This window comes from Cellulomonas sp. PhB143 (genome assembly GCF_003752595.1).
Classification (GTDB): Bacteria; Actinomycetota; Actinomycetes; order Actinomycetales; family Cellulomonadaceae; genus Paraoerskovia.
Genome location: NZ_RKIJ01000010.1, coordinates 305,290 through 326,472, shown reverse-complemented (window position 1 = coordinate 326,472; position 21,183 = coordinate 305,290). Strand labels below are relative to the sequence as shown.

Here is a 21,183-nt window from a genome sequence, read left to right as displayed (position 1 = left end):
TCCACGGGGGCAGGGTACGTCGCTCAGGTGTGCGCCAGGTGGGCGCGGGCCCGATCGCGCGCCCAGCGCTCGGCGTCGTGCACGGCCTCCAGCGTGAGGTCCGCGCCGCGGACGCCGTCGTGCTCGCCCAGCACCCGCTCGACCGTCGCCACGACGTCGCCGAAGCGCGCGCGGCCCGCCAGGAACGCCGCGACGCACACCTCGTTGGCCGCGTTGTAGACCGCCGGGTGGGTCGCCGAGGTGTCCACGGCCTCGCGGGCGAGCCGCACGGCGGGGAACGCCGCCTCGTCCAGGGGCTCGAACGTCCACGTCGCCGCCGACGTCCAGTCGCACCCAGGGACCACGGGGTCCAGGCGCTCCGGCCAGCTCAGGCCCAGCGCGATCGGCAGCCGCATGTCGGGCGGTGACGCCTGGGCGATCGTCGCCCCGTCGACGAACTCGACCATCGAGTGCACGACCGACTGCGGGTGGACGACCACGGTGATGTCGGACGTCGGCACGTCGAACAGCAGGTGCGCCTCGATCAGCTCGAGCCCCTTGTTCACCAGGCTCGCGGAGTTCACGGACACCACCGGGCCCATCGACCACGTGGGGTGGGCGAGCGCCTGCGCGGGCGTGGCCGCCGCGACCCGGTCGGCCGGCCAGCCGCGGAACGGGCCGCCCGACGCGGTCAGGACGAGCCGGCGCACCTCGCGCCGCGCGCCCCCGCGCAGCGACTGGGCGATCGCCGAGTGCTCGGAGTCGACCGGCACGATCTGATCCGCGCGCCGCCGCGCCGCGCGGACCAGTGCGCCCCCGGCGACGAGCGACTCCTTGTTCGCGAGGGCGAGCGTCGACCCGGCCCCCAGCGCCGCCAGCGTCGGGCCGAGACCCACCGACCCGGTGATCCCGTTGAGCACCACGTCCGCGCCCGACGCCGCCACCCGGCTCGCGGCGTCCGGTCCGGCGACGACGTCCACGCCCGCCGCCCCGACTGCGCGCAGCGCGGCGGCCAGCCGGTCGGTGGCGCCCGCGTCCGCGACGGCGACCCGGGCGACGCCCAGGCGCGCGGCCTGCGCGGCGAGGAGGTCGATGTCCGACCCCCCTGCCGTCAGCGACTCGACCCGGAAGCGGTCCGGGTGCGCGCACAGCACCTCGACGGCCTGCGTACCGATCGAGCCGGTCGACCCGAGGAGCGCGACGCTCCGGGCGTCCGCGACACCGCCTTCGCCGGCGGGCGTGCGGCGGTCCGGCACGTCCGGCACGGGCATCACTCGACGCCGAGCAGCACCTCGACGGCGCGTGCGAGGAACGCGTCGACGGGCCCCTCGGCGTACCCGGCGGTGCCGCGCCGGCGCCGGAAGACGGTGTCGCGCACCTCCGTGGAGGTGAGCGGGACCTGCCGGTCGAAGAAGTCCACGAGGCGGTCGCACAGGTCGTCGACGTCGTCCGTGTCGTAGGCGGGCTCGCCACGCTCCGCCGGACGGAACTTCTGCCCCTCCGGGCGGCCGAGGCGGTCGTAGAGCGTGCGTGCGCGCTCGGCGAGCGCGTCGAGCCAGGCCTGCTGGCCGTGCGCCGCGACGTAGGCCGCGCGCTGACGCGCGATGAAGGCGCCCTCGAGGCGGTCGAGCGCCTCGTCGACCTCGTGGGTGTCGTACCCGCCGCGCACGAGCTCGAACGTGGAGGTCTGGATCTGGGTGCTCGTCAGCGACCTGCCCTCGCGCCCCTCGTACAGCGCGCGCGCCTGCGCGAAGAAGGTGTCGACCTCGTCGGGCTCGTACCCGCGCTCGGACCCCTTCACGGTGCTGAACAGGCTCGTCGTCACTCGTCCTCCTCGGCTGCGAGCTGTCCGCAGGCACCGTCGATGTCGCTGCCGCGGGTGTCACGGATCGTGGTGGGGATCCCGTGCGCGCGCAATCGTGCCACGAACTCGTCCTCCACGTCACGGTCGCTGGCCGTCCAGATCGAGCCAGGCGTGGGGTTGAGCGGGATCGGGTTGACGTGCACCCAGCCCTTGCCCCGCGCGTTGAGCTTCTCCCCCAGCAGGTCGGCACGCCACGCATGGTCGTTCATGTCCTTGATCAGCGCGTACTCGATGCTCACGCGCCGACCGGTCTTCTCGAAGTAGGCCCGCGCGGCGTCGAGCGCCTCGTCGACCGACCAGCGCGTGTTGATCGGCACGAGCTCGCTGCGCAGCTCGTCGTCCGGCGCGTGCAGCGACAGCGCGAGGGTCACGGGGATCCCCTCGTCCGTCAGGCGGCGCATCGCCGGGACGAGCCCGACCGTCGAGACCGTGATGTTGCGCGCCGACATCCCGAACCCCTCGGGGGCGGGCGCCACGAGCCGGCGGACCGTGCCGATGACGGCCTTGTAGTTCGCCATCGGCTCGCCCATACCCATGAAGACCAGGTTGTTCAGCCGGGCGGGTCCGCCCGGGATCTCCCCGTCCGCGAGCGAGCGGGAGGCGGCGCGCACCTGCTCGACGATCTCCGCGACGGAGAGGTTGCGGGTCAGGCCGAGCTGGCCCGTCGCACAGAACGGGCAGGCCATGCCGCAGCCGGCCTGGCTGGAGACGCACAGCGTCGTCCTGCGCGGGTAGCGCATGAGGACCGACTCGACCTTCGCCCCGTCGAACAGGTGCCAGAGCATCTTCACCGTCGTGCCGCCGTCGGCCTCCATGCGGCGCCGGGGCGTGAGCAGCTCGGGGAACAGGTGCTCGGCGAGCAGGTCCCGCGTGGCGGCCGGGAGGTCGGTCATCCCGTCCGGGTCGCGCGTGAGGTGGCTGTAGTAGTGCGTGGCGAGCTGCTTGGCGCGGAACGGCTTCTCGCCGAGGCTCTCGACGACCTCGCGGACCTCGTCGGAGGTGAGGTCGGCGAAGTGGCGCGGCGGCTTGCCGCGGCGACGAGCGGTGAAGCTCAGCGGCAGGGGCGCGGTCTCGTCCGACGGGCGCACCGTCGGACGGCCGAGGTCGGTCGTGCTGCCTCGCGCGGGGCGGGAGGTCGGGTGCTCTGCCATGTCAGGTCCTGAGGTCGGTGTGGTGGCGGGGACGTCGCGGCGTTCAGACCGCGACGCTGAGGATGAGGTAGACGAAGGGTGCGGTCAGCAGCATGGAGTCGAGCCGGTCGAGCACGCCCCCGTGCCCGGGCAGGAGCGAGCCCATGTCCTTGAGCTCGAGGTCGCGCTTCATGAGGGACTCGGCGAGGTCCCCGACGGTCGCGGTCAGCGGGGCGACCACACCGAGGGCGACGCCGAGCCACGGGCTCGCGTCCAGCCCCCACGTCGCGCCGACCACGCCGACCACGATCGCGAGGACGAACGATCCCGCGAGCCCTTCCCAGCTCTTCTTCGGGCTGACCGTCGGCGCCAGCGGGTGGCGCCCGAAGAGGACCCCCGCCACGTACCCGCCGACGTCGTTGGCCACGGCCAGCAGGATGAACAGGAGCACGCGCACCCGACCCTGGGGGTCCGCGAGCATGAGCATCACGAACCCCGCCATGAACGGCAGGTAGGTCACCGCGAAGGTGGTCGCGGCCGAGTCGCGCACGGCCGCCGGCCCGCCGCCGTCGACCAGGCGCCACACGACGCACCCGACGACGGTGATCAGGAAGGCCACCATGAGCGCCTCGGCACCCGAGACGTAGGACGAGACGATGATCCCGGTGCTCCCCACGAGGAGCGGGACGATCGGGATCCGGATGTCGCGGCGGGCGAACGCCGTCCGCAGCTCCCACAGGGCCGCCCCGACCGCCACCGCCGCGAAGACGACGAACGGCACAGCGCTGTAGCCCAGCGACGCACCGACGACGACGAGCAGCAGGACCCCGACGCCGATGGCGGCCGGGAGGTTGCGCCCGGCGCGCGGGACGCGCGCCGGACGCTCGGAGAGGGGGTCGGCAGTCATCAGACCTCGAGCAGCTCGTTCTCCTTGCCCGAGAGCAGGTGGTCGATCGCCTCGACGTGGGACCGGGTCAGGCCCTCCAGCTCCTTCTCGGCGCGCGAGCCCTCGTCTTCGCCGGCCTCGCCGTCCTTGACGATGCGGTCGAGCGCCTCCTTGGCCCGACGGCGGACGTTGCGCACCGAGACGCGCGCCTCCTCCGCCTTCGAGCGTGCCAGCTTGACGTACTCGCGACGACGCTCCTCGGTCAGCACGGGCAGCACGACGCGGATGATGTTGCCGTCGTTGCTGGGGCTGACCCCGAGGTCGGAGTCGCGGATCGCCTTCTCGATCGCCGCCATCGCCGTCTTGTCGAACGGGGAGACGACCATCGTGCGGGCCTCCGGCGTCGAGAACGACGCGAGCTGCTGCAGCGGCGTCGGCGCACCGTAGTACTCGACGGTGATCTTGGAGAACATCGCAGGGTTCGCGCGGCCCGTCCGGATCGTCGCGAAGTCCTCCTTGGCGACCTCGATCGCCTTGTCCATCTTCTCCTCCGCCTCGAGGAGGGTCTCGTCGATCACCTGTGCTCCTTAGTGCGTGCGTCGGGCGTCGTGCGGTGCAGCGTCCGCCCCTGATCGATCCGTCGCCGCGCCCGGGGCACGGCGTCCCACCGCGGTCTCAGTCCGCAGTGACCAGTGTGCCAATACTCTCGCCCAGCAGGGCACGGGTCACGTTGCCCGGCTCGTTCATGCCGAACACGCGCATGCGCACGTCGTTGTCGCGGCACAGGCTCATCGCGGTCTGGTCCATCACGCCGAGATCCTGGACCAGCGCCTCCGTGTACGTCAGGTGCTCGAGACGGACCGCGTCGGGGTCCACCCGCGGGTCCGCGGTGTAGACCGCGTCCACACCGTTCTTGCCCATGAGCACCTCGTCGCAGTGCACCTCCAGCGCCCGCTGGACCGAGACCGTGTCGGTCGAGAAGTACGGCATGCCGGCGCCCGCGCCGAAGATGACGACCCGACCCTTGTCGAGGTGGCGGATCGCGCGCAGCGGGATGTACGGCTCGGCGACCTGCCCCATCGTGATGGCGGTCTGCACCCGCGTGCTCGTGCCCGACTGCTCGAGGAAGTCCTGGAGCGCCAGGCAGTTCATCACCGTGCCGAGCATGCCCATGTAGTCGGCGCGGGCGCGGTCCATCCCGCTCTGCGAGAGCTCCGCGCCCCGGAAGAAGTTCCCGCCGCCGACGACGATCGCCACCTGCACGCCACGGTCCACGGCGCCGGAGATCTCCTCCGCGACCCGGCGGACGACGTCGGCCGCGAGACCGATCTCGCCCCCGCCGAAGGTCTCGCCCGAGAGCTTGAGGAGCACGCGGCGGGCTCTGCCCGCCTCGACCTGGTTCGTCGCGGTCACCGTTCGAAACACCGTCCTTCGTCGTCGTGCTGGTCGGGCCGGGCACCCGCCACGACACCGTACCGCCGCAGGGGGGCACGGGCCGCCGGGGCCGACCGGGCGGTCGCCGTCCACGACCGTGCCCGGGTGCGCGTCGGCCCGGCCCGCGTGACGCGGGCCGGGCCGACGGGTGGGGTCAGGAGCCGACGCGGAAGCGCACGAACGCGCTCATCGAGCCGCCGACACCCTCGAGGTGCTTCGCGACCGTCGTCTTCGGGTCCTTCGCCAGCGGCTGGTCGAGCAGCACCGCGGACTTGAAGTAGCCGTTCAGCCGGCCCTCGACGATCTTCGGGAGCGCCGCCTCGGGCTTGCCCTCGTTGCGCGAGGTCTCCTCGGCGATCCGGCGCTCGTTCGCGACGGTCTCGGCCGGGACGTCCTCGCGGGTGAGGAACTCCGGCGACATCGCCGCGATGTGCTGGGCGACGTCCTTCGCGACGGCCTCGCCCTTCGCGTCGGTGACGACGACCGCGGCGATCGACGGCGGCAGGTCCTTGGCCGTGCGGTGGAGGTACGCGGTGACCTTCTCGCCCTCGAGGCGCGCGACACGACGCAGGACGATCTTCTCGCCCATCGTGGCGGCGGCCCCGTTGACGGCGTCCTGCACGGTGCCCTCGCCCAGCGGCGCGGCGAGCGCGGCGTCGAGGTCCGCGGCACCGGCCGCGGCGACGGCCGCGAGGACGTCGTTCGCGAAGCCGATGAACGTGTCGTTCTTCGCGACGAAGTCCGTCTCGGAGTTGAGCTCGACGACCGTGGCCGTCTGGCCGCCGTCGACGTCGTCGACCTGCACGGCGACGAGGCCCTCGGAGGTGGTGTTGCCCTCGCGCTTGGCAACGCCCTTGAGGCCCTTGACGCGGATGATCTCGAGCGCCTTGTCGGCGTTGCCGTCGGCCTCGTCGAGCGCCTTCTTGACGTCGAGCATGCCGGCGCCGGTGCGCTCGCGGAGCGCCTTGATGTCAGCAGCGGTGTAGTTCGCCATGTCTGCTTCCTTACGTCGTGTCGTGGATGGTGCCGGGTCCGCCGTCGGAGGGCGGTGCACCGGACCGCCGGAGCCTGCAGCTGCGGCCGGTCGCGGCAGGACCCCGGGCGAGACTCGCTCGCCCGGGGTCCTGTCGGCTCACTTCGAGTCGGTCGCCTCGGCGGCGGGCGCCTCGGTCGTCTCGGCGGCGGGCGCCTCGGTCTCGGCAGCCGGAGCCTCGGTCGCCTCGGCGGCGGGCGCCTCGGCCTCGGGAGCGGCAGCCTCGGTCGCCTCGGCGGCGGGCGCCTCGGTCTCGGCAGCCGGAGCCTCGGTCGCCTCGGCGGCGGGCGCCTCGGCGGCCTCCGCGCCGGTCAGGAGCTCGCGCTCCCACTCGGCGAGGGGCTCGGTCTCGTCGGACGCGTCCTGCTCGCCGCTCTTCTTGCCGGAGTGGCGCTGCATGAGGCCCTCGGCCGCGGCGTCCGCGATCACGCGGGTGAGCAGCGTGACGGCGCGGATCGCGTCGTCGTTGCCGGGGATCTTGTAGTCGACGACGTCCGGGTCGCAGTTCGTGTCGAGGATCGCGACGATCGGGATGTTGAGCTTGCGCGCCTCGTCGACGGCGAGGTGCTCCTTGTTCGTGTCGACGATCCACACGGCGGAGGGGACCTTCGCCATGTCGCGGATGCCGCCCAGCGTGCGCGTGAGCTTGTCCTTCTCGCGACGCAGGACCAGGAGCTCCTTCTTGGTCAGACCCGACGCGGCGACGTCGTCGAAGTCGATCTCCTCGAGCTCCTTCATCCGCTGCAGACGCTTGTGCACGGTGGTGAAGTTGGTGAGCATCCCACCGAGCCAGCGGTGGTTCACGTAGGGCATGCCGACGCGCGCGGCCTGCTCGGCGACGGGCTCCTGCGCCTGGCGCTTGGTGCCGACGAAGAGGATGGTGCCACCGTGGGCCACCGTCTCCTTGACGAACTCGTAGGCGCTGTCGATGTAGGACAGCGACTGCTGCAGGTCGACGATGTAGATGCCGTTGCGCTCCGTGAAGATGAAACGCTTCATCTTCGGGTTCCACCGGCGGGTCTGGTGCCCGAAGTGGACACCGCTCTCGAGGAGCTGGCGCATGGTCACGACGGCCATGGCACGTCCTTTCGCGCGTGGCCCAGGACCCACCCGGTACCACGCTTGTCAGGCGCCCTGCCCGGTCTCCCGGCGGGACGCACTCTCGGTTGTCGGCGAGGGCCGGACGGCCCGCACCCCTGGTGCCACGTCCCGCCGGCGCCGCCCCGGAGGGCGGACCGCTACCGACGACGACCCACGACCACCGGGCAGGACCCGATGACGGTGGAGGTGGCACGCGATGTCGACCGACGGGACCCGGAGACCTCCGGGGACGCTGCCTCGGCGGCGCCGTGCGCGCGGGCATGGCCCACCGGTCGCAGCACCGAGTCTACCCGATCGGCGCGGGGCTCCGGACCCTGCCGGTCCCGCACGTCCTCACCGCTCGCGAGCCGACCTCGCCCGTGCCTTGACCGCCGTGATGACCTCGGTCTTGGCGTCGGCGTAGTCGTTCATGTCGTCCCACCGCCTGCTGAGCAGCGCACGCTTCGTGCTCTCGTAGAGGGCGCGGTCGGTCGGGCCGGAGCGCAGGTGGTCGCGAAGGAGCAGGTACTCGTCCACGGCGGGGTCGCCACGCTCGTACAGGTGCACGTGGACGTCGCGGACCGGCGTGCGCACGAGGCGGTGCCCCGGCTCGCGGACCCGCAGCTCGTATCCGGCGGACAGGAGCGCGTCGAGGTAGTCCTCCTCGGCGGTGATGTCGTCCACCGCCACCACGATGTCGATGATCGGCTTCGCCGCCAGCCCGGGGACCGACGTGGACCCGATGTGCTCGATCTGGGCGTCCGACGCTCCCAGCGCCTCCAGGATCCGCCCCCGGTGCTCGAGGTAGGCGTCCGCCCAGCGACCGTCGTACCCCTGCAGCTGGTGCTCGAGCCGCTCCGGGCCGCCGACCAGCTCGACTCCCGTGACGTCCGGCCGGCGCCGCTCGTGGTTCTCCCTCACGCGACCATCCTCGCACCGGTGCGAACCGGACCAGGGGCCGCGGCCTCGGCGCCCTCCACACCGCGCCCCTGCGCGGCCGGCCTCCACAGGCTCGCCCCTCCGCGCGCCGCCACCGGGGTTCTCGCGCCAGGGTCGCAGCATGGCCTCGCCGATTGTGCCCGCCCCTGTCCCCGCCGCTGGACGCACCGGTGCCCCGTCCGGTGCGACCGCCGGCGCGCGGCCGCGAGCGCAGCGCGCCGTCCTCGCGGCGGCCGTGGTGCTGCTGCTCGCCGGGTCGCCGTCGACCGCGGCCGTCGGGACAGCGGGCACCCGCGCGGCGGGCACCGGTGCGGCCGGCGCCCAGGCCATGGACACCGCGGGAGCGGGCTCCTGGACCCTCGGACCCGGGCCCACCGGCGCGCCGCGCGCCGTCGGCGTACCACGGGAGGCCGACCCGCGCCGCCCGGGAGGCGACGCCTCGGCGGACGCGGTCTGGGTGCTGCCGCTGCCGGGACCGGCGGACGTCGCGGCGCCCGCGGACCTCCCCGCGCACGACTGGCTGCCCGGGCACCGCGGGGTCGACCTCCGCGCCGCGCCGGGCGCCACGGTGCTCTCCCCCGCCGACGGTGTCGTGACGTTCGCCGGGCCCGTCGCCGGGCGACGCGTCCTCGTCGTCACGCACGACGGCGGCCTGCGCACCAGCCTCGAACCGGTGGCAGCGCTCGTGGACGTGGGCGACCGGGTGCGCCGCGGCGACGCGGTCGGCACGCTCACCGACGACGCCGGGCACTGCGACGGGCCGTGCGTGCACTGGGGAGTGCGGCGGGGCGAGCGCTACCTCGACCCCATGGTCCTGCTCGCCCAGGGCGACCCGGTCGTCCTGCTCCCCCTCGGTCGGCTGCCCGCCGTCTCCTAGGTCGCGGGCGACACGAGGCTCACGCGCGCGGGAACGCCTGCTCGAACGAGGACCGCAGGCGCTCTGCGCCGACGTGGGTGTAGCGCTCGGTGGTGGCCAGCGACGTGTGCCCCAGGACCTCCTGCACGGAGCGCAGGTCGGAGCCTCCCTCGAGGAGATGGGTCGCGGCGCTGTGGCGCAGGGCGTGCGGGGCCACGTCGTCGACCCCCGCGCAGGCCGCCGCGCGGTGCACCGCCTCGCGCGCCTGGCGCTGGCCCCATCGCCCGCCGCGGTCGCCGACCAGCAGCGCCGCGCCCGCGGCGGGGCTCCACAGCGCGGGGCGCCCCCGGTCGAGCCAGGCCCGCAGGGCGCGCGCGGCGGGAACGCCGAAAGGGACCACGCGCTCCTTGCGCCCCTTGCCCAGGACCCGGACGCTGCGCCCGGCGAGGTCCACGTCGTCGACGTCGACCGACACCAGCTCTCCCACCCGGGCACCCGTGCCGTAGAGCAGCTCGAGCGCGGCCCACGTGCGCAGCGCCGCCGGGTCGCCCTCCTGTGCGGCGTCCCGCGCGACGTCCATCAGCCGAGCCGCCGGTGCGACGTCGAGCACGACGGGCAAGGTGCGGGCGACCCGCGGGCTCGCGAGGCGCACGGACGGGTCGCTCGGGACGAGCCCCGCCCGGCGCGCCCACCCGAAGAACGCCCGGACCGACGCGCCGCGGCGCGCGATGCTCGCCCGCGAGCGACCCGCGGCCGACATCCCCGCGAGCCACGCCCGCAGGTCCCCGAGCCCGACGTCCTCGAGCGCGCGCCCGGCGCCCACGGAGGCCAGCATCGACGCGGTGTCCCCGACATAGGCCCGGACCGTGTGCTCGGACAGCCCACGCTCCACGAGCAGGTGCTCCTCGAACGCGGCGAGAGCCCGGGCCGCGCCGCCGCTCACGCCGCACTCGGCGCTCTCGGCGCTCTCGGCGCTCTCGGCGCTCGTCGCGCCCGTGGGGGTACCCATGACGCCAGGGTCGGTGCCGCGCCGCACCGGATCAAGCAGGCGCTCCGCGCGCGCCGACCCCGGCCCGCCCGGCCGGGGCACGCCGCCAGCGGCCGTCGACCCGCTCGGCGTACCCCCCGAGCTCGAGCACGCCGAGCACGCCGAGCGTCTCGGCGAACGAGAGGCCGGCGGCGCGCGCCACCGAGGCGGGCTCGGCCCCGCCGCGCAGCGGGAGCGACTCGAACACCCGGCGACCCGCCGGGTCCAGCTCGTCGCCGGGCCGGGCCGTGGCCGCGCGCTCGGGCGCCAGGTCGGCGAGGTCGCCGGCGAGCTCCACCACCTCGTCGGCGTCCGTCACGCACACGGCCCCCTCGCGCAGCAGGCGGTGGCAGCCTGCCGAGGCCATCGAGGTCACCGGGCCGGGGACCGCGCCGACCGGCCGCAGGAGGTCGCGCGCCCGGGCGGCGGTGCTCAGCGAACCCGAGCGCCACGCGGCCTCGACCACCACCGTCGCGCACGCGGCAGCGGCGATGAGCCGGTTGCGCAGCAGGAAGCGGGCCCTGCTCGGCGCCGACCCGGGAGGCACCTCGCTGACCACCGACCCGCCCCGCTCGACCACCGCGCGCAGGACGTCGGCGTTGCCCGCCGGGTACAGGCGGTCGGGTCCGCCGGCGAGGAACGCGACCGTCGGGCCCCGTGCCGCGAGCGCGCCCCGGTGCGCCGCGACGTCGATGCCGTACGCGCCGCCGGAGAGCACCGTGACACCCCGCGACGCCAGCGTCTCGCCGAGGTCTGTCGCCACGCGGCGGCCGTAGTCGGTGCAGGCGCGCGCGCCCACGAGCGCCACCGAGCGGGCGAAGGCCGCGGAGAGGTCGGCGTCGCCGCGCACCCACAGGCACAGGGGGGACTGCGGCCCGAGGTCCTGCGTCCGCGCGGGCCACCCCGGTGCGCCGGGTGTCACGAGGCGACCGCCCAGGCGGTCCAGCACGGCCAGGTCCCGCTCCGGGTCGAGCCCGTCGAGCCGTGGCTCCCACCGCTCCAGGGCGCGTCGCAGCCGCTGCGGCGCCGTGAAGGCCGGGGCGGCCGGGGCGCCCGCCTCCGCGTCCGCTGCCGCGTCCGTCCCCGCGCCCCCGTCTGCCGCGCGCACGGCGCCCGCCGGGTCCTCGACCGCGGCGCACACCCACCCGAGCGCGCCGCCCGGGCCCATGGCGTCCACCAGCGCCGTGGCGACGGCGTCACCCGGTTCGACGAGCCGGCTCCAGGCGGCCCGCGCCAGGCGCTCGTCGCCGAGGTCGAAGCGGGGCTCAGCCACCGGTCCCCCTCGTGCGCAGCGCGAGGCCCTGACCGATCTCCGCCCGCCCGGGCGCCGTGCGGCCGGCGAGGTCGGCGAGCGTCCACGCCACGCGCACCACCCGGTCCGCCCCCCGCAGGCTGAGCGTCCCCCGGTCGATCGCGCGGTCGAGATCACCGAGCAGGCCGCGTCCCGGACCGAGCCGCTCGCGCAGCCACCGGCCCGGCACCTCCGCCGTCGTGCGCCACGGTGTCCCGGACAGCCGCTCGGCCGCCGCGGCACGCGCCGCCGCGACACGCACGGCAACCTGCGCGCTGGACTCCGCCTCGGGCGCCGCGTCGAGCGCGCTGCGCCGGACGGGGTGCACGTCGACCTGCAGGTCGACACGGTCGAGCAGCGGTCCGGACAGGCGCGCGAAGTAGCGTCGGCGCTCGAGCGCGGTGCAGGTGCAGTCGAGCCCCTTGCCGATCCCGTGGCCGCACGGGCACGGGTTGGCGGCGAGCACGAGCTGGAAGCGCGCCGGGAAGCGCGCGCTGCCCGCCGCCCGGTGGATCACCAGCTCGCCCGCCTCGAGCGGCTGGCGCAGCGTCTGCAGGACCCGCGAGCCGAACTCGGGCGCCTCGTCCAGGAACAGCACGCCGCGGTGGGCCCGCGACGCCGCTCCGGGACGAGGGACCCCGGAGCCGCCGCCCACCACGGCCGCGGGGGTCGCGGTGTGGTGCGGGTCCTCGAAGGGCGGGCGCCGCACCAGCCCGGCGTCGGCGTCGAACGTCCCCGCGACCGAGTGGATCGCCGTGACCGCGACCGCGTCCTCCTCGTCGAGGTCGGGGAGGAGGCCCGGCAGCCGGGACGCGAGCATCGTCTTGCCCGCCCCGGGCGGCCCGACCATGAGCAGGTGGTGCCCCCCGGCGGCCGCGACCTCGAGCGCGTGCCTCGCCTCCGGCTGGCCGACGACGTCCCGCAGGTCCCCGGGCACGGCGCCTCGCACCCGCACGGGCTCCGGCCGCGGCACGGGCTCGGCCGGGACGTGGTGCTCCAGGACGGCGCCGTGCATCACCAGCACGTCCCCGAGGCTCGCCGCCCCGCGCACACGGGCCCCGGGCACGAGCGCCGCCTCGCCCGCGTCGGCGGACGGGACCACGACGTCACGGAAGCCGGCGGCGACGGCCGCGGCGACGGCGGGCAGGACGCCCCGGCCGGGCTGCAGGCGGCCGTCGAGGGAGAGCTCCCCGATGTGCACGGTCCGCGAGACGTCCCGGGGCACCAGCCCCACCCCCGCGAGGACGGCCACGGCCACCGCCAGGTCGAACCCCGTGCCGGACTTCGGCAGCGACGCGGGCGAGAGGTTCACCGTGATCTTGCGCTGCGGCCACGGCACCCCCGTCGAGGAGACCGCGGCGCGGACGCGGTCCCGCGACTCGCTCACGGCGGCGTCCGGGAGCCCGACGAGCGAGAACCCGGGCACCGAGGCGGCCAGGTGGGCCTGCACCTCGACGACGTGGCCGGCGAGCCCCACGAGCGACACCCCGGCGGTCACGCCCAGCCGGCTGCGGTACCCGCTCACCAGACACCGGCCAGGTGCTCGATCTCGGCGGCCCCGGCCTGCGGGAGCACGACCGCGACGACGTCGATGCGCACGTCACGCACGTACGGTGCGCCCTCCAGGGACAGGTGCGCCGTCATCCACTCCCCCGCGAGCCGTCGGACGCGGGCGAGCTTCGCCGGCGTCACGCCCTGGGCAGGATGCCCGTACGCGGTCCCGCGCCGTGTCTTGACCTCGACGACCACGAGCGTCTCTCCGTCGAGCGCGACGACGTCGAGCTCCCCGCCCGTGCCCCGCCAGTTGCGGTCCAGCACCACCCAGCCCGAGTCCTCCAGGAACCGGGCCGCCAACCGCTCTCCGTACTCACCCACCGCGTCTTTCGCGAGCATGCGCCACCTCCGCGACCCACGGTGCCGCAGGCGCGAGGGTCGGGAAGGGCCGGTGCGGGCGGTCGTGGACCGGAGGGCCGCGGAGGCCGGGTGTGGACGAGCACGGGCCAAGCGCCCGGCGGCCCGGCGCCCCGCTCAGAGCTGGAGGTCCGCCTTGGCGAGCTCCTCGACGTTGACGTCCTTGAACGTCACCACCCGCACAGACTTCACGAAGCGCGCCGACCTGTAGACGTCCCACACCCACGCGTCGGCGAGCCGGAGCTCGAAGTAGACCTCGCCGGCCGCGGAGCGCACCTGCAGGTCGACGTGGTTCGCGAGGTAGAACCGCCGTTCCGTCTCGACGACGTAGGAGAAGAGGTTCACCACGTCCCGGTACTCGCGGTAGAGCGCGAGCTCCATGTCGGTCTCGTAGTTCTCCAGGTCCTCGGCGCTCACGAGCCCATCATTCCTCATGCACCCCGATCGGCGTGCCGACCGCCGCCACGGGCGCGCCGGGCTCGGTCCCGGGGACCAGCCCGGGCAGGCGCCAGCTCGTGCGGTGCAGGGGGCTGGGTCCGTGCCGGCGCAGCGCGTCGGCATGCTCGGCAGACGCGTAGCCCTTGTTGCTCTCCCAGGCGTAGGCGGCGTGCTCGTGCGCGAGCCCGACGAGCATCGCGTCCCGCTCGCACTTGGCCAGCACGCTCGCTCCCGCGACCGACGCGCACCGCAGGTCCGCTTTGACGAGCGTCACGACGGCCGGGTCCCCGACCAGCGCCTCGTCCGCCGCGCCGCCCCCTCCGCCGGGCACGGGCGCGGCGAGCCCCGCGAACAGGTCTTCCTGCGGCCGGCTCAGCCAGTCGTGGGACCCGTCCAGCAGGACGACGTCGACCGGACCGCAGCGGTCCGCGACGGCGGCGAGCGCCCGCCGCCCGGCCAGGCGCAGCGCCGCGACGATGCCCACGGCGTCGATCTCCCAGGACGACGCGTGGCCCACCGCCGAGGCCACGCACCAGCGGCGCGTCGGCGCGACGAACCCCTCGCGGGCCCGCGGGGTGAGCAGCTTGGAGTCGGTCAGACCTCGCGGGCAGGACCGCGTGCGCTCGTCGACGACGACGACCCCCACGCTGACCGGCCCCGCGAGCGCGCCGCGCCCGACCTCGTCCATCCCCGCGACCAGGCGGGCGCCGCCGCGCAGCAGCGACCGTTCGTGGCGCAGGTCGGGCATCGTGCGCGCCCTGCGGGCCGACGGCGCCTGGGCCGTCGTCCCCCCCGGGACGGTCACGGTGCGGGGACGTCCGCGAAGACGTCACCCGGGTTGCGCAGGAAGGCGAAGCGGTCGAGCGGCCAGACGCGCAGGAACGCCGTCCCCGTCACGTCGTCCATCGGCACGAACCCGCCCCCCGGCTTGCCGGTGTTGTAGCGCGAGTCGGCGGAGTGCTGGCGGTTGTCGCCCATCACGAAGAGCATGTCGTCCGGGACGGTCACGTCGAACGGGATCTCGCTCGGCACCGAGCCGGGCTTGACGTAGGTCTCGTCGATGCTCTGACCGTTGACCTGCACGCGCCCCTGCGCGTCGCAGCACGTCACGTGGTCGCCGGGGGTACCGATGACGCGCTTGACGAGGTGGTCCTCGCTGTCCTGCGGCACGAGGCCCACCCAGGTCAGGACGTCGTGCACGCCGTTGCCCAGCGCGCCGCGGTCCGTCTCGGTGTACTGCGGGCCCAGCCAGCCGCCCGGGTCCTGGAAGACGACGACGTCGCCCCGGTGGACGTCGAAGACGTCCGGCACCATCCGCGAGACCATCACCCGGTCGTTCACCTTCAGCGTGTCCTCCATGGACTCGCTCGGGATGTAGAAGGCCTGCACGAGGAAGGTCTTGATCAACCACGAGAGCAGGAGCGCCGAGACGAGGACGATCGCGACCTCGCGCAGGAACGAGCCGCGCCGGGCGGGAGCGCCGCCGGTCTCGGCTCGCGCCCCGGCGGCCGAGAAGTCCGCCGCGGGCTGCAGGGCGGGCACGGCCGGGGAGTGCTCGGGGGCGGTGTCGTCGGTCACGCGGACACTCTGCCACCTTTTCCTGGGCGCCGGAAAACCCTCGCGGGGCCCCGCCCGCGGACGACGACGGGCACCCACCAGCAGGTGGGTGCCCGTCGTCCGTGCCGTGCAGGAGGGGTCAGCGCGCCTCGCGCTTCTCCTTGATCTTCGCCTTCTTGCCGCGCAGCGCACGCAGGTAGTACAGCTTCGCGCGGCGCACGTCACCGCGGGTCGCGACCTCGATCGTGTCGATCGTCGGGGAGTGCACCGGGAAGGTGCGCTCGACGCCGACGCCGAAGCTGACCTTGCGGACGGTGAACGTCTCGCGGACGCCCTCGCCCTGGCGCGCGATGACGACGCCCTGGAAGAGCTGGACGCGAGAGCGGTTGCCCTCGACGACCTTCACGTTGACCTTGAGGGTGTCACCGGCGCGGAAGTCCGGGATGTCGCTGCGCAGCGATGCTGCGTCGACGCTGTCGAGCGTGTGCATGTCTTCTCCTCGCACCGCCACAGGTCGGTCGCGTACTCGTGGCCCGCCCGAGGCGGGTCCGGCTGGTCGATCGGTTCGGGGTGCGTGCCCGGTGACCGCTCGCACGCGTCCGCGTGGTCACGCTCCGTCACCGGCAGGCGTCGGGGACCGGACCGTCGAAGGTCGGCACCCCGTCGCACCCTCCCCTGTGGCAGAGGACGCGAACCGCACACACCGAAGGTCTATTCTGCCACAACCCTGCCGTCGGACACGACCCAGCCCAGCTCGCCCAGCAGCCGCACGTCGTCCTTGTCGAGCGCGGCCGTGTCCAGCGCCGCCACGAGGTCCGGCCGGCGCGCCGCGGTCCGTCGCAGCGACTCGTCGCGGCGCCATCGTGCGATCCGCGCGTGGTGCCCCGAGAGCAGGACCTCCGGGACGGCGAGGCCCTCCCACCGCGGCGGCTTGGTGTAGACGGGGTACTCCAGCAGCCCGGCCGCGCCGTGCGACTCCTCGACCAGCGACGCGGGGTTCCCGACGACGCCCGGCAGGAGCCGGGCCACCGCCTCGATCATCACGAGGGCGGCCACCTCTCCCCCGTTGAGCACGTAGTCGCCGATCGAGACCTCGCTGACCCGGCCGCCGGACGCGCGGTGGCGCTCCGCGACCCGCGCGTCGATCCCCTCGTACCGGCCGCACGCGAACACCAGGTGGGCCTCCCCGGCCATGGACTCGGCCGTGCGCTGGGTGAACGTCGTGCCCGACGGCGTCGGGACGACGAGGTGCGCCGGCCCCGGGGCGAGGACGTCGTCGAGTGCCGCGCCCCACACGTCGGGCCGCATGACCATCCCGGCACCGCCGCCCGCGGGGGTGTCGTCGACGGTCCGGTGCCGGTCGGTCGTCCAGTCGCGCAGGTCGTGGACCCGCAGGTCCAGCAGACCTGACGTCCGGGCCTTGCCCACCAGGGACAGGTCGAGGGCCGCCAGGTACTCGGGGAAGATCGAGACGACGTCGATGCGCACGTCAGGCCCCGGCCCCGTCCGCCCCGGCGGGCCCGTGGGTCTCCTCCGAGACGACGAGCGCGGCCGCGTCGCTCGCCAGCAGCCCGCCGGGCGGGGTCAGGACCACCCGGCCGCCGGAGACGTCCACGACCGGGACGATGGCCGTCACGAACGGCACCAGGGTCCGCTCGCCGCCGGGCTCGCGGAGCACCAGGACGTCCTGCGCGGGCAGGTGCTCGAGGCCGACCACCTCGCCGACGACGGTGCCGTCCGTGAGCTCGGCCCGCAGCCCGGCGAGCTCGTGCTCGTACCAGGCGTCCTCCTCGTCCGCCTCGGCGTCCTCGTCCACCTCGACGACGATCGTGGTGCCACGCAGCGCCTCGGCGGCGCCGCGGTCCTCGACGCCCTCGAACCGGGCGAACCACCGGCCGTCCTGGTCGCGGGTCGAGACGACGGTGAGCGGACCGGCCCCCGCAGGCTCGGTGGTCAGGCTCGCGCCGACGGCGAGCCTCGCGGCGGGGTCGTCCGTGCGGACGTCGAGCGCCACCTCGCCCTTGAGGCCGTGCGGCCGGCCGATCCGTGCGACGGTCAGCTTCATCGCGTCATCTCTCGTTCCGTGCTCGTGGGCGGTGCTGCGGGTACGGGTGAGGCCCGGTCCCAGGAGGGACCGGGCCTCGCCCGCGGTGGGCCGGTCTCAGCGCCGGTCGACGTCGACGACGTCCACCCGCACCGGACCGTCGGTCGCGAGAGCCGAGACGATCGTGCGCAGCGCGCGCGCCGTCCGTCCCCCGCGACCGATGACGCGACCGAGGTCGTCGGGGTGGACGCGGACCTCGAGCAGCTCCCCGCGCCGCAGCACCTTCGAGCCCACCCGGACGTCGTCCGGGTGGTCGACGATGCCGCGCACGAGGTGCTCGAGCGCGTCGGCGAGCATCAGGCCTCGTCGGACGCGGCGGCGTCCTCGGCGGGCGCCTCCGCCTTCTTCTCGGCGGCCTTGGCCTTGGCCTTCTCGGCCTCGGCGGAGACGGCCTCGACGGCGGCAGCCGTGTCCGCCTTCTCGCCCTTGACCTTCAGGGTGCCCTCGGCGCCCGGCAGGCCCTTGAACTTCTGCCAGTCGCCGGTGATCTTGAGCAGCACGAGGACCTGCTCGGTCGGCTGCGCGCCGACGCCGAGCCAGTACTGCGCACGCTCGGAGGAGATCTCGATGAACGAGGGCTCCTCGGTCGGGTGGTACTTGCCGATCTCCTCGATCACGCGGCCGTCGCGCTTGGCGCGCGAGTCGGCGACGATGACGCGGTAGTACGGCGAGTGGGTCTTGCCGAGACGCTTCAGACGAATCTTGGTGGCCACAGTGGTGGTCTCTCCTGGTTCCGGTGGTGGTGACCCGGGGCACGACCCCGTGGGGCGAGGTCGGATCGGGTCGGGACACGGCGCTGCACGGTGAGAGGGGCCGGGCACGCCGAGTACCCCGCCATTCTGCCAGATGTCCGGGTGTGCGACCAATCCCGGTCAGCGCGCCGTGACGTGCCCGGCGGACCGCCCAGCGAGCCGCCCGGCCACGACGCGCCCGCGCAGGACGACGGCGGTCGGGTGGCGCAGCACCTCGACGTCCTCGCGCGGGTCGGCGGGATAGACCACCAGGTCGGCGCTCGCACCCTCAACGAGAGACCCGTACCCGAGGATCTCGCGCGCCTGCCAGCTCGCCGCCGCGACGACGTCGCGCACCGGGATCCCCGCGGCGACGAGCTCGGCGCACTCGTCCACGACCCGCCCGTGCGCGATGGTCCCGCCCGCGTCCGTGCCGACGAGGAGCCGGACCCCGGCGTCGAACAGGTCGCGCACGTGCTCGTACCGTCGCGCGTGCATGCGGCGCATGCGCGCGGCATAGACGGGGTAGCGCCCGGCCCGGGCCGCGATCGCGTCGAACTGGGCCACCTGCAGCAGCGTGGGGGTGACCGGGATGCCCCGCGCGGCGACCTCGCCGATCGTGGACGCGTCGATGCCCGTGCCGTGCTCGATGCAGTCGACGCCCGCCGCGAGGAGCATCGGGACCACCTCGTCGGAGAAGGCGTGCACCGTCACCCGTGCCGCCTCCGCGTGGGCCGCTGCTACCGCCTCGTCCAGCACGGCCTGCGGCCACAGGGGGCGCAGGTCGCCGTCCGCCCCCAGGTCCCGGTCGATCCAGTCGCCGACGAGCTTGACCCAGCCGTCCCCGGAGCGGGCCTCCGCGCGCACCGCCTCCGGCAGCATCGCCGGGTCCTCGAGCTCGAGCCCGTAGCGTCGCAGGTAGCGCCGGGGGCGCGCGAGGTGCCGGCCGGAGCGCAGGATGCGCGGCATGTCCTCGCGCCGCTGCAGCCACCGGGTGTCGCGGGGGGACCCGGCGTCGCGCAGGAGCAGGACGCCGGTGTCGCGGTCCGCCGTGGCCTGGGTCTCGGCCGTGACGTCGTCGACGGGGCCGTCCGCGTCGAGCCCGACGTGGCAGTGCACGTCCACGAGCCCGGGCAGCACCCAGCCCTCGAGCTCGAGCATCGACGAGCCCTGCGCCGACGGCCGGGTCAGCGTGACCCTGCCGTCCTTGACCCACAGCTCGTCGATCTCCCGGTCGCGGCCGAGGACGACCCGTCCGCGCACGTGCACGCTCGGCGCCTCGGTCCCGGCCACGGTCAGCGCCCGCCGAGCAGCTTGTCCAGGCCCTCCGGGAGCTCGAGGTCGGAGGCGGAGGCCGCCGGGCCGGAGCGTGCCTGGGTCCCGCTCCCGGCCGGGGCGCCGAAGGAGGAGCCGGGCGCGGCGGCGGGCGCCCCGCCCGTCGAGCGCGTGGCGGCGGCACGCTCCTGCGCGGCGCGCTTCGCGGGGTTGCCGGACTTGCCCTTCTTGCGCGCCGGCGCCGGGGTGCGTCCACGCGCCTTCTTGCCGCCCATCCCGGGGAGGCTGCCCATGCCGGGCATCCCGGGCACACCGCCGCCCTTGTTCATCTGGCGCATCATCTTCTGCGCCCCGGCGAACCGCTCCAGGAGCTGGTTGACGTCGCTCGTGCGCACGCCGGAGCCGCGGGCGATGCGCGCCCGCCGGGAGCCGTTGATGATCCGCGGGTTGTCCCGCTCGGCCGGGGTCATCGACCGGATGATCGCCTCGACGCGATCCATCTCCCGCTCGTCGAAGCTGTCGATCGCCTCGCGCATCTGGCCCATGCCCGGGAGCATCCCGAGCATCTTCTTCATCGAGCCCATCTTCTTCATCTGCTGCATCTGCACCAGGAAGTCGGCGAGCGTGAAGTCCTGCCCCGCGGCGACCTTGGCCGCCATCCGCTCCGCCTCGTCGGCGTCGAAGGCCTTCTCGGCCTGCTCGATGAGCGTCAGGACGTCGCCCATGTCGAGGATGCGCGAGGCCATCCGGTCGGGGTGGAAGGCCTCGAAGTCGGTGAGCTTCTCGCCCGTCGAGGCGAACATGATCGGGCGGCCGGTGATCTTCGCGACCGAGAGCGCGGCACCGCCACGGGCGTCGCCGTCGAGCTTGGACAGCACGACCCCGGTGAAGTCGACGCCCTCGAGGAACGCCTGCGCCGTGAGGACCGCGTCCTGGCCGATCATCGCGTCGATGACGAACAGGACCTCGTCCGGCTGCACGGCGTCGCGGATGTCCGCGGCCTGCTGCATGAGCTCGGCGTCGACGCCGAGCCGTCCGGCCGTGTCGATGATGACGACGTCGTGCTCGCGCGTGCGGGCCGTCGCCACGCCGTCGCGCGCGACGGCGACCGGGTCGCCCGTCGGCACCTCGTCCTCGCCGGAGACGCCGGGGTGGGGCGCGTACACGGGGACCCCGGCCCGCTCGGCGACCACGGAGAGCTGCGTGACCGCGTTCGGGCGCTGCAGGTCGGCCGCGACGAGCAGCGGCGTGTGCCCGCGGCCCTTGAGGTCGAGCGCGAGCTTGCCGGCCAGGGTCGTCTTGCCGGCGCCCTGGAGCCCCGCGAGCATGATCACGGTCGGGGGCGTCTTGGCGAACCGCAGCGGGCGCGCCTCGCCGCCGAGGATCGTCACCAGCTCGTCGTTGACGATCTTGACGACCTGCTGGGCGGGGTTCAGCGCGCCCGAGACCTCCGCGGAGAGGGCACGCTCGCGCACGCTCGCGGAGAACTCGCGCACGACGGGCACGGCGACGTCGGCGTCCAGCAGGGCGCGCCGGATCTCCCGGATCGTCGCGTCGATGTCCGCCTCGCTGAGCCGGCCCTTCGAGCGCAGGTTCTTGAAGGTGGACGTCAGACGGTCCGACAGCGTGGTGAACAACGCAGGGTCCT

At 74.6% G+C, this 21,183-nt stretch carries 24 protein-coding genes; 1 reads left to right on the top strand and 23 read right to left on the bottom strand.

Features of this window, described 5'->3' with window-relative positions; all coding sequences use genetic code 11:
* Positions 1–23: 23 nt before the first annotated feature.
* From dxr to EDF32_RS05575, 9 genes are all read right to left on the bottom strand, one after another.
* Entirely contained in the window at positions 24–1,250 is a 1,227-nt protein-coding gene (gene dxr, locus EDF32_RS05615) for a 1-deoxy-D-xylulose-5-phosphate reductoisomerase (RefSeq protein WP_123307677.1), read from the bottom strand.
* Entirely contained in the window at positions 1,250–1,804 is a 555-nt protein-coding gene (locus EDF32_RS05610) for a DivIVA domain-containing protein (RefSeq protein ID WP_123307514.1), read from the bottom strand. Before EDF32_RS05610 ends, dxr begins: the two co-directional genes overlap by 1 nt.
* Positions 1,801–2,994: a 23S rRNA (adenine(2503)-C(2))-methyltransferase RlmN gene (rlmN, locus tag EDF32_RS05605; RefSeq protein ID WP_123307513.1), complete on the bottom strand. Its 1,194-nt coding sequence runs from the start codon at positions 2,992–2,994 to the stop codon at positions 1,801–1,803. Before rlmN ends, EDF32_RS05610 begins: the two co-directional genes overlap by 4 nt.
* 43 nt (positions 2,995–3,037) lie before the next feature.
* Complete coding sequence (locus EDF32_RS05600; RefSeq protein WP_123307512.1) at positions 3,038–3,880, bottom strand: phosphatidate cytidylyltransferase; 843 nt, start codon at positions 3,878–3,880, stop codon at positions 3,038–3,040.
* Positions 3,880–4,437, bottom strand: a complete 558-nt coding sequence (frr, locus tag EDF32_RS05595) for a ribosome recycling factor (protein WP_123307511.1) — start codon at positions 4,435–4,437, stop codon at positions 3,880–3,882. Before frr ends, EDF32_RS05600 begins: the two co-directional genes overlap by 1 nt.
* Before the next feature lie 97 nt (positions 4,438–4,534).
* Complete coding sequence (gene pyrH, locus EDF32_RS05590) at positions 4,535–5,272, bottom strand: UMP kinase (protein WP_123307510.1); 738 nt, start codon at positions 5,270–5,272, stop codon at positions 4,535–4,537.
* A 175-nt stretch (positions 5,273–5,447) separates the two neighbouring features.
* Positions 5,448–6,287 (bottom strand): translation elongation factor Ts, encoded by an 840-nt coding sequence (gene tsf / locus EDF32_RS05585; RefSeq protein WP_123307509.1) that lies wholly within the window; start codon positions 6,285–6,287, stop codon positions 5,448–5,450.
* A gap of 138 nt (positions 6,288–6,425) precedes the next feature.
* Positions 6,426–7,403 carry a 30S ribosomal protein S2 gene (rpsB, locus tag EDF32_RS05580; protein ID WP_123307508.1) on the bottom strand — a complete coding sequence of 326 codons (978 nt, stop codon included), beginning with the start codon at positions 7,401–7,403 and terminating at the stop codon, positions 6,426–6,428.
* Between the two features lie 357 nt (positions 7,404–7,760).
* The gene (locus tag EDF32_RS05575) at positions 7,761–8,327 is read right to left on the bottom strand and encodes a GrpB family protein (RefSeq protein ID WP_233565724.1); all 567 of its coding nucleotides are present in this window, start codon (positions 8,325–8,327) and stop codon (positions 7,761–7,763) included.
* Positions 8,328–8,466: 139 nt separating this feature from the next.
* Between EDF32_RS05575 and EDF32_RS05570 the strand changes: the two genes are divergently transcribed.
* Complete coding sequence (locus EDF32_RS05570; RefSeq protein ID WP_233565723.1) at positions 8,467–9,222, top strand: murein hydrolase activator EnvC; 756 nt, start codon at positions 8,467–8,469, stop codon at positions 9,220–9,222.
* 19 nt (positions 9,223–9,241) lie between these two features.
* Here EDF32_RS05570 and EDF32_RS05565 read toward each other — a convergent pair whose 3' ends face one another.
* The 14 genes from EDF32_RS05565 to ffh form a co-directional block, all read right to left on the bottom strand.
* Positions 9,242–10,210: a tyrosine recombinase XerC gene (locus EDF32_RS05565; protein WP_123307674.1), complete on the bottom strand. Its 969-nt coding sequence runs from the start codon at positions 10,208–10,210 to the stop codon at positions 9,242–9,244.
* Between the two features lie 31 nt (positions 10,211–10,241).
* Positions 10,242–11,501 carry a DNA-processing protein DprA gene (gene dprA / locus EDF32_RS05560; RefSeq protein WP_233565722.1) on the bottom strand — a complete coding sequence of 420 codons (1,260 nt, stop codon included), beginning with the start codon at positions 11,499–11,501 and terminating at the stop codon, positions 10,242–10,244.
* On the bottom strand, positions 11,494–13,044 hold the full coding sequence (locus EDF32_RS05555; RefSeq protein WP_233565721.1) for a YifB family Mg chelatase-like AAA ATPase: 1,551 nt from the start codon (positions 13,042–13,044) through the stop codon (positions 11,494–11,496). The genes dprA and EDF32_RS05555 overlap by 8 nt, the downstream gene beginning before the upstream one ends.
* A complete protein-coding gene (locus tag EDF32_RS05550) occupies positions 13,041–13,412 on the bottom strand; it encodes a YraN family protein (protein ID WP_123307507.1) in 372 nt (123 codons plus the stop codon). Before EDF32_RS05550 ends, EDF32_RS05555 begins: the two co-directional genes overlap by 4 nt.
* Positions 13,413–13,547: 135 nt before the next feature.
* A complete protein-coding gene (locus EDF32_RS05545) occupies positions 13,548–13,847 on the bottom strand; it encodes a DUF2469 domain-containing protein (RefSeq protein WP_123307506.1) in 300 nt (99 codons plus the stop codon).
* A 7-nt stretch (positions 13,848–13,854) separates the two neighbouring features.
* Positions 13,855–14,616 carry a ribonuclease HII gene (locus EDF32_RS05540; protein WP_123307670.1) on the bottom strand — a complete coding sequence of 254 codons (762 nt, stop codon included), beginning with the start codon at positions 14,614–14,616 and terminating at the stop codon, positions 13,855–13,857.
* 53 nt (positions 14,617–14,669) lie between these two features.
* On the bottom strand, positions 14,670–15,446 hold the full coding sequence (gene lepB / locus EDF32_RS05535) for a signal peptidase I (protein WP_370449921.1): 777 nt from the start codon (positions 15,444–15,446) through the stop codon (positions 14,670–14,672).
* 118 nt (positions 15,447–15,564) lie between these two features.
* Entirely contained in the window at positions 15,565–15,915 is a 351-nt protein-coding gene (gene rplS, locus EDF32_RS05530) for a 50S ribosomal protein L19 (protein ID WP_123307505.1), read from the bottom strand.
* Between the two features lie 221 nt (positions 15,916–16,136).
* Complete coding sequence (trmD, locus tag EDF32_RS05525) at positions 16,137–16,913, bottom strand: tRNA (guanosine(37)-N1)-methyltransferase TrmD (protein ID WP_123307504.1); 777 nt, start codon at positions 16,911–16,913, stop codon at positions 16,137–16,139.
* 1 nt (position 16,914) lies between these two features.
* On the bottom strand, positions 16,915–17,490 hold the full coding sequence (gene rimM / locus EDF32_RS05520; RefSeq protein ID WP_123307503.1) for a ribosome maturation factor RimM: 576 nt from the start codon (positions 17,488–17,490) through the stop codon (positions 16,915–16,917).
* Between the two features lie 96 nt (positions 17,491–17,586).
* Positions 17,587–17,826, bottom strand: coding sequence for an RNA-binding protein (locus EDF32_RS05515; protein ID WP_123307502.1), 240 nt, complete (start codon positions 17,824–17,826; stop codon positions 17,587–17,589).
* Positions 17,826–18,242, bottom strand: coding sequence for a 30S ribosomal protein S16 (gene rpsP, locus EDF32_RS05510; RefSeq protein ID WP_123307501.1), 417 nt, complete (start codon positions 18,240–18,242; stop codon positions 17,826–17,828). The genes EDF32_RS05515 and rpsP overlap by 1 nt, the downstream gene beginning before the upstream one ends.
* Before the next feature lie 159 nt (positions 18,243–18,401).
* On the bottom strand, positions 18,402–19,553 hold the full coding sequence (locus EDF32_RS05505) for an amidohydrolase family protein (RefSeq protein ID WP_123307500.1): 1,152 nt from the start codon (positions 19,551–19,553) through the stop codon (positions 18,402–18,404).
* Positions 19,554–19,555: 2 nt separating this feature from the next.
* Positions 19,556–21,172 (bottom strand): signal recognition particle protein, encoded by a 1,617-nt coding sequence (ffh, locus tag EDF32_RS05500; protein ID WP_123307499.1) that lies wholly within the window; start codon positions 21,170–21,172, stop codon positions 19,556–19,558.
* Positions 21,173–21,183: the final 11 nt, after the last annotated feature.

Bases quoted from the DNA above. Each gene is read 5' to 3' on its own strand.
- rlmN (WP_123307513.1), bottom strand. From the start codon at position 2,994: ATGGCAGAGCACCCGACCTCCCGCCCCGCGCGAGGCAGCACGACCGAC.
- EDF32_RS05565 (WP_123307674.1), bottom strand. From the start codon at position 10,210: ATGGGTACCCCCACGGGCGCGACGAGCGCCGAGAGCGCCGAGAGCGCC.
- EDF32_RS05515 (WP_123307502.1), bottom strand. From the start codon at position 17,826: ATGCTCGCCGACGCGCTCGAGCACCTCGTGCGCGGCATCGTCGACCAC.
- EDF32_RS05540 (WP_123307670.1), bottom strand. From the start codon at position 14,616: ATGCCCGACCTGCGCCACGAACGGTCGCTGCTGCGCGGCGGCGCCCGC.
- rplS (WP_123307505.1), bottom strand. From the start codon at position 15,915: ATGCACACGCTCGACAGCGTCGACGCAGCATCGCTGCGCAGCGACATC.
- rpsB (WP_123307508.1), bottom strand. From the start codon at position 7,403: ATGGCCGTCGTGACCATGCGCCAGCTCCTCGAGAGCGGTGTCCACTTC.
- rimM (WP_123307503.1), bottom strand. From the start codon at position 17,490: ATGAAGCTGACCGTCGCACGGATCGGCCGGCCGCACGGCCTCAAGGGC.
- dxr (WP_123307677.1), bottom strand. From the start codon at position 1,250: ATGCCCGTGCCGGACGTGCCGGACCGCCGCACGCCCGCCGGCGAAGGC.
- EDF32_RS05570 (WP_233565723.1), top strand. From the start codon at position 8,467: ATGGCCTCGCCGATTGTGCCCGCCCCTGTCCCCGCCGCTGGACGCACC.
- tsf (WP_123307509.1), bottom strand. From the start codon at position 6,287: ATGGCGAACTACACCGCTGCTGACATCAAGGCGCTCCGCGAGCGCACC.
- EDF32_RS05600 (WP_123307512.1), bottom strand. From the start codon at position 3,880: ATGACTGCCGACCCCCTCTCCGAGCGTCCGGCGCGCGTCCCGCGCGCC.
- EDF32_RS05550 (WP_123307507.1), bottom strand. From the start codon at position 13,412: ATGCTCGCGAAAGACGCGGTGGGTGAGTACGGAGAGCGGTTGGCGGCC.